This is a genomic window from Microbacterium sp. SLBN-154 (genome assembly GCF_006715565.1).
Lineage (GTDB): Bacteria > Actinomycetota > Actinomycetes > Actinomycetales > Microbacteriaceae > Microbacterium.
Genome location: NZ_VFNL01000001.1, coordinates 2,421,043 through 2,433,998 on the forward strand (window position 1 = coordinate 2,421,043; position 12,956 = coordinate 2,433,998).

The following is a 12,956-nucleotide window of genomic DNA, read 5'->3' on the forward strand; positions in this document are numbered from 1 at the left end:
CTGCTGGTCCACCTCACACCTTCGCATTCTGGCGGGGCACCACGATCTCGCGGATGATGAGCAGGATCGACGCCATGATCGGAAGGGCGACCAGCACGCCGATCACGCCCATGAGCGTCCCCCCGACGAGCGCACCGATCAGAACGAGCGCCGCGGGAACGGAAATGGCCCGATTCATCACCCTCGGGCTGATGACATACGACTCGAGCTGGATGTAGATCAGATAGGCGATGGCGAAGATGAGCGCCTGGGTCGGGCTGCTGAAGAGGGCGACCGCCGAACCGACGATCCAGAAGATGATGGAGCCGAAGAGCGGGATCAGCGTGAGGACGAAGGCCACCACCGTCATCAGGGCGGCGAAGGGGAGTCCGATGACGACATGCAGGATGAAGACGGCGGCGGCATTGAACGACGACAGGATCACCGAGCCGATCAGAGCGTGACCGACGGAGGATGTGATCCGCTCGGTCATGTCCCTGAGTCGAGGTCTGCTGCGGGCCGGGGCGAGGGAGAAGAAGGCCTCCTTGATGTCATCGAGTGCCGCGAGGAAGTAGAGCGTCAGTGCGACGACGATGAAGGTCGACGTGATCGTCGTCACGATCCCGACGCCGACGGCCCACGCCCCGCCGCCGATGGCACCGATGGTCGCGGGGTCGGAAAGCCAGTCGGCCCATGCGTTCAGCAGTGCCGTCACCGTGGCCTGCGCGTCCTCGCCGAGTTGCGCGAACCACGCCGACGTGGAGATCTCTGAGACCGCTCGCGACGCGCTTCGCACGAGTTGGCCGACTTGACCGACGATCGGCGGAAGCACGAAGACCACGAAAGCAGCCGTCAGGAGGAGGAAGCCGCCGAAGACGATGGCGATCGCGGCGCCGCGGTGGACCCGACGGCGTTCGAAGACGCGCACGATCGGATCCAGTCCCAGCGCCAGGAACATGGCGAGGACGATCGAGACGACGATCGTGGAGATGGAGCCGAGCGCCGCACCGAGAACCAGGGCTCCGAGCACGCCGAGGGTGACGAGGAAGCCGGTCAGGAGGGGCCTGTCGAGCAGGGCTACGGTGCGACGCATGCCGCCGGACCGGCCTCCCCCGGAATCACCGACATGCGCCGCATTGCCTCCCGCGCGATCGCCGCCCATGCCGCCAGGATGGCGCGATGCGCTCGCGGGGGGATCATCCGATGCGGGCGATCTCCCCCACCTCGATGAGCCCCAGATCGGCCGCGCGTTCGATCGCCTCGTCGCGGCCCGTCACCCCGAGTTTCCGATAGATGTGACCGACGTGCGTCTTGACGGTGTTGACCGATACGTAACTGTGGGCGGCGATGTCGGCGAACGTCATGCGTGTCGGCAGGTAGGCGAGAAGCTCTCGCTCTCGATGGGTCAGGTGTTCCACCAGCTGTCCCCGAGCCGGCGCGGCACCGGCCGCGCGCGCCGCATGGACGGCAAGACGACGGAACTCATCGGCGGGGCCGGGCAACGCCTCCAGCAGCCGAGCGACCTCCGGTCCCGCGGCAGCGAACGGGAAGAGCAGCCGTCCGGATGCCGCCAGCGCCAAGGCGGCCTGGAGGTGGCTCCGGGCCTGCGCGGGCTGTCCGGCAAGGGCATGGGCCCAGCCGAGCAGAAGATCTCGCTCGACGGCCACCGCGGGCGACGATTCGCCAGGTGGCTCGAACTGCGCCAGTCTGCGTGCCGCCACGGGCGCGTCACCCGTCGTCAGGAGGCCGGCGATCTCCTCGAAGGCGATGACAGACCACGTCGACGCCGTCCAGGTCGGCCTCGAGGGCATTCCTCGCAGTCGCGCCCGTCGGTGCGCGAGCGCCGTGAGGGCGTGGCGGACGAAGGGCGGAGGCGGTGCGGCCAGAGGGGACGTCGGGAGTGACGACTCTTCCGCCCCGAGCATCACCGATGCCAGATGAGCCAGCCACAGCAGCTGGGTGCGTTGATCGGATGCCGCTCGCACGCGGCCCTCGGCGAGCGCGGCGGCTCCGGTCTCCCCGTCACCGCGACCGAGACTGGCCACCGCACGGGCGAGGAATGCGTCGCCGGCAGCGGGATGGTCCAGCAGTCGGAACTCCTTCGCCAACGAGAGGGCGCTGTCTGCGAGTTCTTCGGCCAACGCCATCCGCTCCGAGAACGCCTCGGTCAGAGCGAGTGAACCCAGCGCGTGCAGCCGAAAAGGGCGATAGGCCGCCCCCTCGCCCTCGAGCGCGAGCCGGAGCTGCTGTCTCGCAGCGTCGAGGTCGCCGAGGAGGAGAAGCGCGCGGCCGTAGGACGCGCGCGCCACCAGGTTGAGAAGCGGTCGGCTGGTGACGCCCAGGAGCGAGGGCGGCTCGATATCCGGGGGCTCCTGCGCCAACGCGCTCAGGGCGTTCTCGGCCGCCTGCGCGAAGAACTCGGGCGGCGGCGCGAGCTGGACGCAGGCGCCCAGGTAGGTCTGGGCGACCAGCCGCTCCCCCGCACTCAGGTTCCCCTCCTCCAGCAGCCCGCGGAACGCATCCATCGCTGCGACGCCGTGCCCGCTCATCCCTCGAGCCATGGCGAGCAGGAGTTCGGCCTGCGGCCGTCGGGCTCGCTCTTTCTCCGGTACCGCTTCGAGCCACCCGACCACCTTGGCCACGTGGAAGTCCTCGTAGACCTCTCGGCGCAGGGTGAGGACGAGGTCCAGGGCGGCGACCCACGACCGAGCCCGCAGGTGGTAGCGGATGGCGTCGTCGACGAAGTCCTGCTCCTCGCTCCACCGCGCTGCGGCGCGAAGGACCTGCCGTTCCACATCCGGCCCCCGTGCCCGCAGTCGCAACAGGAGGAGATCGCGGAACAGTCGATGGAATCGGTACCACCCCGGACGCCCGCTCAGGGGGAAGAGGAACATCGAGTCCTGCTCGAGGTCCGCGATGAGCTGCGCCCCGTCGGCGCCGAGAATCGCGTCGACGAGTGGCGCGCAGAACTCGTCCACGGCGGCGATTCTCATGATCGCCGAGCGTCGGGGCGGATCCTGGGCATCGAGGACTTCTTCGCTCAAGTAGTCCGCGACGAGGCGATCGGTCTCGGTCAGCGCAGAGACCGATCGCTCCGGATCGGCGGAGAAACGCAGGCTGAGGGCGGTGAGCTGCACGCCCACGGCCCACCCCTCCGTCCGCGTTCGCACCCGTTCGGCGGTCTTCTCGGTGACGGGTCGTCCGGTGATCTTCTGCAGCACCTCCGCGGTCGTCGCACCGTCGAACGCCAGATCGCGCTGACGGATCTCCACAAGGTTGTGCTGCAGACGGTGCCGGCTCCACCCCAGCTTCAGATCGACGCGCGACGCGAAGACCACGTGCACGTTCGGCGGCAGCTGATCGACCAGACGCCACAGATCGGTCAGAACCTCGCTGCCGCTCATCCGGTCAAGGTCGTCGAAGACGATGATGATCCTCCCGGCAGATGCCAACACCGTCGAGAGGTCCTCCAACAGCGCCTCCCCCAGGCGTCGATCCGAGGTGTCCACGGGTGCGAGGGGGCCCTGCAGGTGCGGCGCGACCGAGGTCAGAGCGTCGACGAGATGGCGGGAGAAAGCGATGGGGTCGGCGTCGGCCTCCGTGACGTCGACCCACGCGACGGCGTGATCGGCGCGCGACCGCACCCACTGCGAGAGCAGCACGGTCTTTCCTGCGCCGGCCGGTGCGACCACCAGCGAAAGCGGTGAGTCCAATCCCGCATCCAGCTGCGCCCGCAGCCGACGGCGGTCGACGGCGTGAGGGGGAAGGGTGTGTCGATGGCCGATCGGCATGCGGACCTCCTCGCGCTTCGCGGGGGTGGATCAAATCATCCCACCCGGGTGACGCCGGCGCGAGACCCTCGGCGAACACTCTCTCCCAGAGACCGGCGGCGAGGGAAAGCCGTCGACGGCCCGACGACGAGCAACCCGGGAGGACCTCACGTGAACGGACAGGTCCTCGAGGTGGTCGTCGACGGACGCTTCGGACCCGATCTCACGGCAGCCCTGTCCGAATTCGACGTCGAACCGGTCGGGGGAGGTCGCACGCGCATCGTGGGCCGGGTCCCCGATCAGGCCAAGCTGTTCGGCCTGCTCGAGCTCTTGGACGAACTTCACATCGAAGTGATCTCCGTCAACCGCCTCCCTCCGGAGGAGATCTCACCCCTGCGGGGTGACGCGTGAGCCCGCTTCGCCCTGCAATCCTCGGCTCGTCGGCCGCCCGGCCGGACTTCACAGATTGGCAGACACATGGATTTCTGGGGACTCATCGCCTGGTTCTTTTGGATCTTCGTTTTCGCCGCGTACCTCATGGTCCTGTTCTCGATCATCGCGGACCTCTTCCGGGATGATTCGGTCAGCGGATGGCTGAAGGCGGTCTGGATCATCTTCCTGGTGTTCGTGCCCTTCCTGACGGCGCTGGTGTACCTGATCGCCCGCGGGGCCGGGATGCAGAAGCGGACCTACGACGCTGCGATGCAGCAGCGAGAGGCGCAGGACGCCTACATCCGGGCCGCAGCCGGCACATCCTCCGCCACCGATGAGATCGCGAGGGCGAAATCGCTGCTGGACTCGGGGGCGCTGACGGCGTCAGAATTCGAAGCGATCAAGGCTCGAGCTCTGGCCGAGCCTGCGGTGCAGCGACGCTGACCACGTTCGTCGAAGCACCGGTCGCGATCGCCGAACTCCTCCGAACGACGCAGCGCCCTCCCGGGCTCGACGACCAGCCGTTCCGGCCCACTGAGGGATGGACTCTTATGACAACACCGCAGCCGTCACCGCAGCCCGACCTCCTCTCGCTTCAGCAGCGGATCCTCGAGCTCGAGAAGGCCAACGATCAGCTGCGTGCGCGCGCCGGCGGTGCGGTCGACGACGACCGCCCGGCGCGACCACGCGCACATCTGTGGCGCCCCATCCTCTCGGCGATCTGCATCGTTCTCGCCTCGGTCATCCTGCCGTTGTCCATCGCCGGCGCGTGGGTGCGCGCGACGCTCGTCGACGAAGAGCAGTTCGTGGCGACCATGGCTCCGCTCATCGATGATCCGGCCGTGCAGTCGCTCATCATCGACGAAGTCTCGGCGGCGGTGTCCGACAGGGTCGATGTCACCGCACTCACCGACGACGTCTTCGACGGCCTGGCCACACTCGATCTCCCCCCTCGCGCCGCTGCAGCGATCGATCTGCTGCGAGGTCCCGCAGCTGAGGGACTGCAGAACATCATCGACCAGACCATCACTCGCGTCGTCGCCTCCGAGGCCTTCGCCGACATCTGGAGCGGCGTCCTCCGCGCAGGCCACCGTGCCCTCGTCACCGCGGGCACGGGAGAGGGCGCGGGTGGAGCGATCACGATCGATCAGGCCGGAACCGTCGGCATCCAGCTCCAGCCGATCATCGCGGCCGTCAAGGAACGTCTGCTCGAACGCGGCATCGGTCTGGCCTCGGCGATCCCGGAGGTGAATCGAACGATCGTCGTCGCCGAGAACGAGGCCCTCGCCTCCGTCCGGGTCGTCTATGCGACGGCGACAGCGCTGGGGTGGATCCTTCCCGTGGTGACGCTCGGGCTCCTGATCATCGGAGTCCTCGTTGCTCGACGACGGACGACGGCGTTGTTGGGCGCGGGTGTCGGCATCGCGGCCGGCAGCGCCGCGATGCTGATCGGGATGACGGTCGGTCGCACCGTTCTGAGCATCCAACCGCCGGGCGATCTCCCACCCGGCGCTATCGTCGCCATCTACGACCAGGTCGGCGAAGACATCCGCCAGACGGCCATCGTGGGAATGACGCTCGGTGTCGTGATCGCGCTTTTCGCCTGGTTCCAGGGTCGCTGGCGTGGCGCGGTGGCAACGCGGAACATCGTCACCCGGGGCAACACCTGGATCCGCACTCGGGGCGCGGAACAGGGTCTGCGGTGGGAGGCGCTGACCGGGTGGATGGACCGGCAACGGGTGCTCGTCCGGGTCGTCATCGCCCTGTCGGCGATCGCCTGGCTCTGGGCGCTGCGTCCGCTCGACACCGGCGAGATCATCCTCGTCGTCGTCGTCGCGCTGCTCGCGTGGTGGATCGCTGAAGTGCTTCGCACCAGAGCCGATGAGCCAGTGCCCCAGGGCTAGGTGCGGAACGGCGCGGCCTCGAGGAGGCTGGCCAGGCTCGCAGTCATGTGCGCGAAAGGCCCGAGCCCCGCGGAGGTGCGGGACTCGGGCCTTTCGTGTGACAGCGGCAGTGGTGGAGATGGGGGGAATCGAACCCCCGTCCATCGCTGGGATACTGCGTCTTCTCCGGGCGCAGTCTGTGCAGACGTTCTGCTCGGCCCCGACCTTTGTCACAGACACCTAAGTCGACAGGCCCAGCCTGGGAAGAGTCCCGCGTGACGTCCAGGCGCCGTCACGCAGCAAGTCCCCTAGATGACGCCAGAATCCGTAGCGGGAACACCTACGGTCTGACGGAGTTCAGGCTCGCTTAGGCAGCGAGGGCGAACTCAGTGCGCTTAGGTTCGGCACTTATTGGTTCGCAGAGATCGTTAACGAGATAACTCTGCATCCTCGGCCCGCTTCCCGCAGATTCACAGGCGATGTCGAAACCGATCATCCCCATGCACCCTCGAGAGGGAGCCGCTGTCACACTGTGGAATTGCCATCCTCGGCCGAGGATCGACCGAGCACATCAGAATACAACGGATGCCGACGCCACGCCATTCCGCGAGGATGGCGACGCACCGGGTGCCTCTTCCCGGCGCGTCGCCACCACGTCAGGCGAAGTCCAGCGCTCCGCGCACGATCGAGTCGCCGGAGTGGGTCGGATCGCCGTCGACCGGCTCGTCGGAGACATCCACGAGCACGTACTCGCGAAGGTCGATGTTGTCGGGAACCACGAACTCACCGGTCTGCCCTTCGAGCATGCCGAGACTGATGATCTCGGTCGCATCCTCGGTGATCAGCCACACTTCGCGATTGCTGTCGGGATCGACATCAGCGTCCAGGGTCACTTCGATGACCGTCTCGTCTCCGCGTTCGACCACCACCGCGGAGCCCTCGGCGCCGGGGTGATCAGGGAAGGCGGCGAGCTCGGCAGAGGCCAGCTCCACAACCGTCGCCTGCCGTGTCAGAGCCCATCCCCCCACCGCGACGCCCAGGACCGCCACGCTGGCGGCCAGCACGAAAAGCCCGCGGATGAGCCCGCTGCGCCGACGACGCGGTGCGGATGCCCCGCTGGCTCCGCCACGTGGGGGTACCGCTTCCGAAGCCCCGGGGTCCATGAGGACGGTTTCGACACGGGGGTCGATCTCGGAAGTGGCTGCCGCGTCGGAGATCGCCGCCGGAGCCGAGAACCCCAGTTCCTCTGAGATCCGTGACCAGACGCGCTCGGGCGGGGCTTCGAGGTCTTCGAGCAGGACGGTGGAGCGCCCGGCCACCACCGTGCGCGTCAGAGCGGACAGCTCCACCGCGCAGCGAGGGCAGGTGCTGAGGTGATCCTGTTCTGCGGGGGTCGCCACCGGTTCCCCGATCGCAAGGAGCGTCAGGACTTCGGGATCGAGATGCGACTCAAGATGCGGCATGGCTCACCTCCAATCGGGATCGCAGACGGGTAAGGCTTCGGCGGATATGGCTTTTGACGGTGCCCAGCGGCATGTCCAGGCGGGAGGCGATCTGCTGATGCGTCAGGTCGTCGTAGAAGGCCAGCTTGACCACCTCTTGGGCGTCGGGCTCCAAGCGGCTGATCTCGTCGGCGAGAAGAATGGTATCGCCGATGTCGACCTCCGGGGCGTCACGACCCATGGGTTCGGCGTACCTCTCCAACTCTCGTTGCAGAGCGCCGATGCGTGCACGCGCTTCGTGGGTGTCGGCGATCCGGCGGCGGGCGATGGCGATCAGCCAGGTCGACACACGAGCTTTCGCGGGGTCGAAGCTCGCCCGGGAACCCCACGCCGAGACGAACGTCTTCTGGGTGACGTCTTCGGCGTCGCTGCGATCTCCGAGGGAACGCAGGGCCAGGGTGAAGACGACCGGCGACCACCGCCGGTAGATCTCCTCCAGGGCCCGTTCGTCTCCGTCTCGAAACCGCTCACCGACCCCTTCGTCAGCCGCTCCCGGCGGTGATACCGCCGAATTGTCGATGCTCATGGTGGCGCTCACTCCTGTACGGGGGTGGCGAGGGCCACCACGTTGTCCTCGTAGCGGCCGATCGATGCATCGAACGCGCCACCGCAGGTGATGAGCACCAGCATGGGGGAACCGGACCGGGCGAACAAGTCATCGACAGGAAGGTCAGCCTTCTTGTAGTAGGTGACCGAGTCCAGACGGTAGCGGGTGAGGTTCCCGGTGTCATCGGTCACCTCGATGAGCGTTCCCTGCGCCAGATCCCGGATGCGGCTGAAGGGGCCGATTCCGTATCCCGGCATGTCCACGTGGGCGGAGATGACCGCGCGACCCTCCGGGGACTGAGGACCCGGACCGAAGCGATACCACCCCGCCACCGCCGGGTCTTCCGGCAGTTCCATCGCCTGGTTGGCGTCGACGCCGACCGGGATCACCGGAACATCGATCCCCGCATCGGCCACCGACACCCGAACCGGTGCAGGTACGACCGCGGCCGGCGCCGGCGTGGCCGGTGCGACGGGGATCTCGACCGACGGAGCCGGCGGTTGCGCTGAGATCTGAGGAGCGGGAAGCGTGGTGGCCGGCTGCGGCGCCGATTCGGCCGGGGTGCCGCAGCCGGTGAGGGCGAGGACGAGCAGTGCCACCAGGGGAACTGCCCGCCTCGCCCTCATCATCCTTCTATCCTCGCCGATCAGCGTCCGCTGCGGGCGCGGACGGCGACGACGGTACCACCGGCGACGCCGAAGGCGACCAGCAGGCCGGCGGCAAGCCACGCACCCTGCACGAGCGTGTCCTGCGCAGCCAGCTGTCCACCGGCACCCGACGGGACGCCGCCCGAGGGGCCGCCGTGCAGACCGTCGATGGTCTGCACCGCGAGAGCGAGGTTGCCGGCCTCAGCCGAACCCCACGCGTAGACGATGGTCAGCGTACCCTCGGCGACGTTGACGTCTGCCGGGCCGATGACCGGATCGGTGGTACCCGCCAGCGCGACCGCAGCCGACACGGTGCCAGCCGGGAGGTTGAGAGTGGCCTCGTTCGGGTTCGTCAGGTCCTCGACGACGGGGGAGCCACCGGCGAGGATGTCGACGGCGGGTGCCGCGGCGACGTGGCGGACCGTCAGACGGCCCTCTCCCGCAGCGGTCTGCGCGGTGTCGTTGACGAACGCGTTGAGGGCGGGCTCGCCGGCCTCGTTGAGGTTGGCGGTGGCGGTGTAGTTCACGCCGGCGTCCAGCGTCACGGAGGCCTCGAGGATCGCGGCGCTCGCGTCCGCCGCGTCGGTCGCCGTCAGGGCGATGTCGTACGCGCCGGCGGGCAGGGCCAGCGGGCCGGCGAGGTCACCGGGCTGGAAGTCGTCGAGGGTCAGATCGCCGTTGACGTAGACGTCGACGGGGGTGTCGGGGATGCCGTGCAGCACCGAAAGCTGAGCCTCGCCGCTCGTGCTTGCGTTCGCGGGAAGGGCGAGGCCCAGTGCCGCGACAACGCCGACCGTGAGGCCGGCAACCATGGTCTTGCGCATGAAGATCCTCCTGGATGTGTGGCAGTGAGGTTCACCGCCTTTCATGAAGTACTTCCCGGCGCCACCGTCATTTGGATGCAGCAGCATGAGATTTTTCTGGATCGGCGTCGTAGAGTCGCCCTCATGAGTGAGGTCGTTGTGACGGTGCACGGGGAACACGTGGCTCGGGTGGCCCCTGAGGAGGCCGTGGCAACCCTCGTGGTCCGCGCCGAGGGCGCGGCCCGTGACGGGGTGGTGGCCGACGTCTCCGCCTGGAGCGCGCCGCTGCGCGACGAGCTCGAGTCCGCGCACGCCGAGGGGCGTGTCGCGCAGTGGTCCAGCGACAGTGTGTCGGTGTGGTCGGAGCGACCGTGGAATGCCGAGGGCAAGCGGCTGGCACCCATCTTCCACGCCACGGTGAACCTGTCGGCGACCTTCACCGATTTCGACGCCCTGTCCGCGTGGGCGAGCGAGGTCATCGAACGCGACGGTGTGCAGTTCACCGGGGTCGACTGGCGGCTGTCCCCTCTGACGCGGGCCGCTCTGGAGCGCTCGGTCGCCGCTGAGGCGGTGACCGTCGCCGTGGAGCGCGCGACGGCCTATGCCCGCGCGCTCGGACTGTCGGATGTCACCGCCGTCGAGATCGCGGATGCCGGGATGCTGACCGATGATCGTGGCGCGCGCGGTGAGTCGATGCGTCCTCTGATGGCGCGCGCGGCGTTCGCCGGTGATGCGGGTGCTGCCGAGATCCGGCTTCAGCCCGCCGATGTCGTCGTCAGCGCCACTGTCGACGCCCGCTTCGTCGCCCGTTGACTGCGGGCGTCAGCCTGGTGGCTTCTCAGTCACCGAGACGATTGCGCGTGCGCATCGCCCGCTCCGCCTCGCGGCGGTCCTGACGCTCGCGCAGGGTCTGCCGCTTGTCGAATTCGCGCTTGCCCTTTGCCACGGCGATCTCGACCTTGGCGCGACCGTCAGAGAAGTACAGGCGCAGAGGGACGAGCGTGTACCCGCCTGCCGAGACGGCGTGCGAGAGCTTGACGATCTCGTCCTTGTGCAGCAGGAGCTTCCGCGTGCGCTTGGCGGCGTGATTGGTCCAGTGACCCTGCGAGTACTCGGGGATGTGGACGGCGTCGAGGAAGGCCTCCCCGCCGTCGATGTAGGCGTAACCGTCGGTGAGGTTCGCGCGTCCCTGACGCAGCGACTTCACCTCGGTGCCGGTGAGGACCAGTCCTGCCTCGTACGTCTTGTCGATGAGGTAGTCGTGGCGCGCGCGACGATTCGTCGCGATGACCTTCTCACCGCGTTCGCGTGCCATGCCTGCATCCTCCTTCTGGGCCGCGCAGACGCATCCGGTCGTTCGGATCGCGCACGGCAGCCCGCCAGTCTAGCAAGCGGTCAGGTCCGCAGCCACCGGCGGATGGCGAAGCTCGCCGAGAGCGCGGCGAGGACCACGCCGATGGCGACGATCACGGGGATCACGACGGCGACGTCGCCGCCGTCGACCCACGTGGTGACGAACTGCACGCGTCCGCGGAGCTCTTCGACGCCGAAATGCAATCCCAGCACGACTGTGACGCTCGCCAGGATCGAGCCGATGAGGGCGGCGAAGACACCCTCCAGGACGAACGGGGTCTGGATGAAGCGGTTGGATGCACCGACCATGCGCATGATGCCGAGCTCGCGCCGCCGGGCGAAGGCCGACAGCCGGATCGTGGTGGCGATGAGGAGGACCGCGGCGATGAGCATCAGCCCCGCGATCCCCACCGCGATGTAGGTCGCGACGGTCAACGCCGAGAAGAGCGGATCGAGGTACTGCAGCTGATCCTCCACGACCTCGACGCCCTCCATGCCCTGGAACGCCTCGATGATGACGTCGGAGCGGCGATGGTCGACGAGGTTGATCCGGAAGGTTTCGTTCAGCTGATCGGGGGTGATGACGCTCGCGTAGTCCTCGCCGAGCAGGTCGATGACGTTCGCGTAGGCCTCGTCGCGATTCTCGAAGCGCACCGCATCGATGAGGGGAGCGATCGCCGGACTGTCCAGTTGCGTCTGAACCGCGGCGATCTGCTCGGGCGTCGCGACACCGCCCGCACAGGTGCCCTCCTGCGTCGAGACCGAGGTGCACATGCTGATCGCGACCTGCGCCCGGTCGGCCCAGAAGTTCTCCATCTTGCCGATCTGCATCTGCATGAGAATCGCCGCGCCGACGAAGGTGAGCGAGACGAACGTGACGAGCACCACCGAGATGACCATCGACGCGTTCCGGCGAAGACCCGTGAAGGCCTCGGCCAAGACCAGACCGACCCTCACGAGGTCGGTCCGACTTCGTCGTCCCGGTCGCGTCGACCGAGTCCGAGGCGATCGGCGACGCCGAGCTCGGCGACCTCGACTTCGGGGATGTCCTGCACCGGCACCGGCTGCGTCTGCGGCCGCGTGATGCCGTGTGGCGATGGCGCCGGGGCGTGGTCCGGCTTCTCTGCCTGCGCGCGGGCCGCAACCGTCTCGGGCTCAGGAGCCGGCGCCCGCGTTTCGCCTGCCCATGGTGGTGCCTCGGCCTCGGTCGGGAGGCTCGTGCCGGCCATCGCTGCGGCCTCGCGCTGGAGTTCGAGCACAGCCGTGAGGGCGGCGACGGCGGCGGCGCCCCGCTCGGGCTCGGGAGCGAGACTCGGAATCGCCGAGGTGTCGCCGTACCCGCCGTGACGTTCGTCGCGCACCATCTCGCCGTTCTTCAGTTCGATCACCCGTCGCTTCATCTGGTCGACGAACCCCGCCTCGTGGGTGGCCATGACCACGGTGGTGCCGTTGGCGTTGATGCGGGCGAGCAGCTGCATGATGTCCACGGAGGTGGCGGGGTCGAGGTTTCCGGTGGGCTCGTCGGCGAGGAGGACCTGCGGGCGATTGGCCAGTGCCCGCGCGATCGCCACCCGCTGCTGCTCACCGCCGGAGAGTTCGTGCGGGAACCGCTTCTCTTTGCCGGCGAGCCCGACGAGCGCGAGCACCTCGGGAACCGCCTGCTGGATGAAGGCGCGGGACGACCCGATCACCTGGAGGGTGAACGCCACGTTCTGGAACACCGTCTTGGACGGCAGCAGCCGGAAGTCCTGGAACACCGCTCCGATGTGGCGACGGAAGTAGGGGACCTTGCGGTTGGAGAGCGTGCGCACATCGCGGCCGAGCACGACCACCCGACCATCGCTCGGCACGTCTTCGCGCAGGATGAGCCGGAGGCACGAGGACTTGCCCGAGCCGGATGCGCCGACGAGGAAGACGAACTCACCGCGGAGCACCTCGAAGTCGACCTTGTTCAGGGCAGGGCGGGAGGTGCCGCGATAGTGCTTCGTGACGTTCTCGAACCGGATCATGGCGTGACGAGCCTAAGCGGCGGCACGCCGG

13 protein-coding genes and 1 other RNA gene are annotated in these 12,956 nt (G+C 68.1%); 4 read left to right on the plus strand and 10 right to left on the minus strand.

Translation table 11 applies throughout. From position 1 onward, the window contains the following. Positions 1–13: 13 nt before the first annotated feature. Positions 14–1,141 (minus strand): AI-2E family transporter, encoded by a 1,128-nt coding sequence (locus FBY40_RS11730; protein ID WP_141938891.1) that lies wholly within the window; start codon positions 1,139–1,141, stop codon positions 14–16. A 34-nt stretch (positions 1,142–1,175) separates the two neighbouring features. Next, positions 1,176–3,770: a LuxR C-terminal-related transcriptional regulator gene (locus FBY40_RS11735; protein WP_141938893.1), complete on the minus strand. Its 2,595-nt coding sequence runs from the start codon at positions 3,768–3,770 to the stop codon at positions 1,176–1,178. Between the two features lie 150 nt (positions 3,771–3,920). Between FBY40_RS11735 and FBY40_RS11740 the strand changes: the two genes are divergently transcribed. From FBY40_RS11740 to FBY40_RS11750, 3 genes are all read left to right on the plus strand, one after another. Continuing rightward, a complete protein-coding gene (locus FBY40_RS11740) occupies positions 3,921–4,160 on the plus strand; it encodes a hypothetical protein (RefSeq protein WP_141938895.1) in 240 nt (79 codons plus the stop codon). Between the two features lie 66 nt (positions 4,161–4,226). Then, positions 4,227–4,625, plus strand: coding sequence for an SHOCT domain-containing protein (locus FBY40_RS11745; protein ID WP_141938898.1), 399 nt, complete (start codon positions 4,227–4,229; stop codon positions 4,623–4,625). Between the two features lie 107 nt (positions 4,626–4,732). Next, positions 4,733–6,085, plus strand: a complete 1,353-nt coding sequence (locus tag FBY40_RS11750) for a hypothetical protein (RefSeq protein WP_141938900.1) — start codon at positions 4,733–4,735, stop codon at positions 6,083–6,085. Positions 6,086–6,195: 110 nt separating this feature from the next. Here FBY40_RS11750 and ssrA read toward each other — a convergent pair. The 5 genes from ssrA to FBY40_RS11775 form a co-directional block, all read right to left on the minus strand. After that, positions 6,196–6,564: a transfer-messenger RNA gene (gene ssrA, locus FBY40_RS11755) on the minus strand. Positions 6,565–6,720: 156 nt separating this feature from the next. After that, on the minus strand, positions 6,721–7,527 hold the full coding sequence (locus FBY40_RS11760) for an anti-sigma factor (RefSeq protein ID WP_141938902.1): 807 nt from the start codon (positions 7,525–7,527) through the stop codon (positions 6,721–6,723). Further along, complete coding sequence (locus tag FBY40_RS11765) at positions 7,514–8,092, minus strand: RNA polymerase sigma factor (RefSeq protein ID WP_141938905.1); 579 nt, start codon at positions 8,090–8,092, stop codon at positions 7,514–7,516. Before FBY40_RS11765 ends, FBY40_RS11760 begins: the two co-directional genes overlap by 14 nt. 8 nt (positions 8,093–8,100) lie before the next feature. Beyond that, positions 8,101–8,712, minus strand: coding sequence for a sortase domain-containing protein (locus FBY40_RS11770; protein ID WP_235014833.1), 612 nt, complete (start codon positions 8,710–8,712; stop codon positions 8,101–8,103). 47 nt (positions 8,713–8,759) lie between these two features. Next, positions 8,760–9,584 (minus strand): DUF4397 domain-containing protein, encoded by an 825-nt coding sequence (locus tag FBY40_RS11775; protein WP_141938907.1) that lies wholly within the window; start codon positions 9,582–9,584, stop codon positions 8,760–8,762. 123 nt (positions 9,585–9,707) lie between these two features. Here FBY40_RS11775 and FBY40_RS11780 point away from each other — a divergent pair, with 123 nt between their 5' ends. Then, positions 9,708–10,376, plus strand: a complete 669-nt coding sequence (locus FBY40_RS11780) for an SIMPL domain-containing protein (RefSeq protein WP_141938910.1) — start codon at positions 9,708–9,710, stop codon at positions 10,374–10,376. Between the two features lie 25 nt (positions 10,377–10,401). Here FBY40_RS11780 and smpB read toward each other — a convergent pair whose 3' ends face one another. The 3 genes from smpB to ftsE form a co-directional block, all read right to left on the minus strand. Then, the gene (gene smpB / locus FBY40_RS11785) at positions 10,402–10,878 is read right to left on the minus strand and encodes an SsrA-binding protein SmpB (protein WP_141938912.1); all 477 of its coding nucleotides are present in this window, start codon (positions 10,876–10,878) and stop codon (positions 10,402–10,404) included. 80 nt (positions 10,879–10,958) lie between these two features. Then, the gene (gene ftsX, locus FBY40_RS11790; RefSeq protein WP_141938914.1) at positions 10,959–11,873 is read right to left on the minus strand and encodes a permease-like cell division protein FtsX; all 915 of its coding nucleotides are present in this window, start codon (positions 11,871–11,873) and stop codon (positions 10,959–10,961) included. Beyond that, positions 11,870–12,925, minus strand: a complete 1,056-nt coding sequence (ftsE, locus tag FBY40_RS11795) for a cell division ATP-binding protein FtsE (protein WP_141938916.1) — start codon at positions 12,923–12,925, stop codon at positions 11,870–11,872. The genes ftsX and ftsE overlap by 4 nt, the downstream gene beginning before the upstream one ends. Positions 12,926–12,956 lie beyond the last annotated feature (31 nt).

Coding starts and splice junctions, on each gene's coding strand:
- FBY40_RS11750 (WP_141938900.1), top strand. CDS start 4,733: ATGACAACACCGCAGCCGTCACCGCAGCCCGACCTCCTCTCGCTTCAG.
- FBY40_RS11730 (WP_141938891.1), bottom strand. CDS start 1,141: ATGGGCGGCGATCGCGCGGGAGGCAATGCGGCGCATGTCGGTGATTCC.
- FBY40_RS11775 (WP_141938907.1), bottom strand. CDS start 9,584: ATGCGCAAGACCATGGTTGCCGGCCTCACGGTCGGCGTTGTCGCGGCA.
- ftsE (WP_141938916.1), bottom strand. CDS start 12,925: ATGATCCGGTTCGAGAACGTCACGAAGCACTATCGCGGCACCTCCCGC.
- FBY40_RS11765 (WP_141938905.1), bottom strand. CDS start 8,092: ATGAGCATCGACAATTCGGCGGTATCACCGCCGGGAGCGGCTGACGAA.
- FBY40_RS11745 (WP_141938898.1), top strand. CDS start 4,227: ATGGATTTCTGGGGACTCATCGCCTGGTTCTTTTGGATCTTCGTTTTC.
- smpB (WP_141938912.1), bottom strand. CDS start 10,878: ATGGCACGCGAACGCGGTGAGAAGGTCATCGCGACGAATCGTCGCGCG.
- FBY40_RS11780 (WP_141938910.1), top strand. CDS start 9,708: ATGAGTGAGGTCGTTGTGACGGTGCACGGGGAACACGTGGCTCGGGTG.
- FBY40_RS11760 (WP_141938902.1), bottom strand. CDS start 7,527: ATGCCGCATCTTGAGTCGCATCTCGATCCCGAAGTCCTGACGCTCCTT.
- FBY40_RS11735 (WP_141938893.1), bottom strand. CDS start 3,770: ATGCCGATCGGCCATCGACACACCCTTCCCCCTCACGCCGTCGACCGC.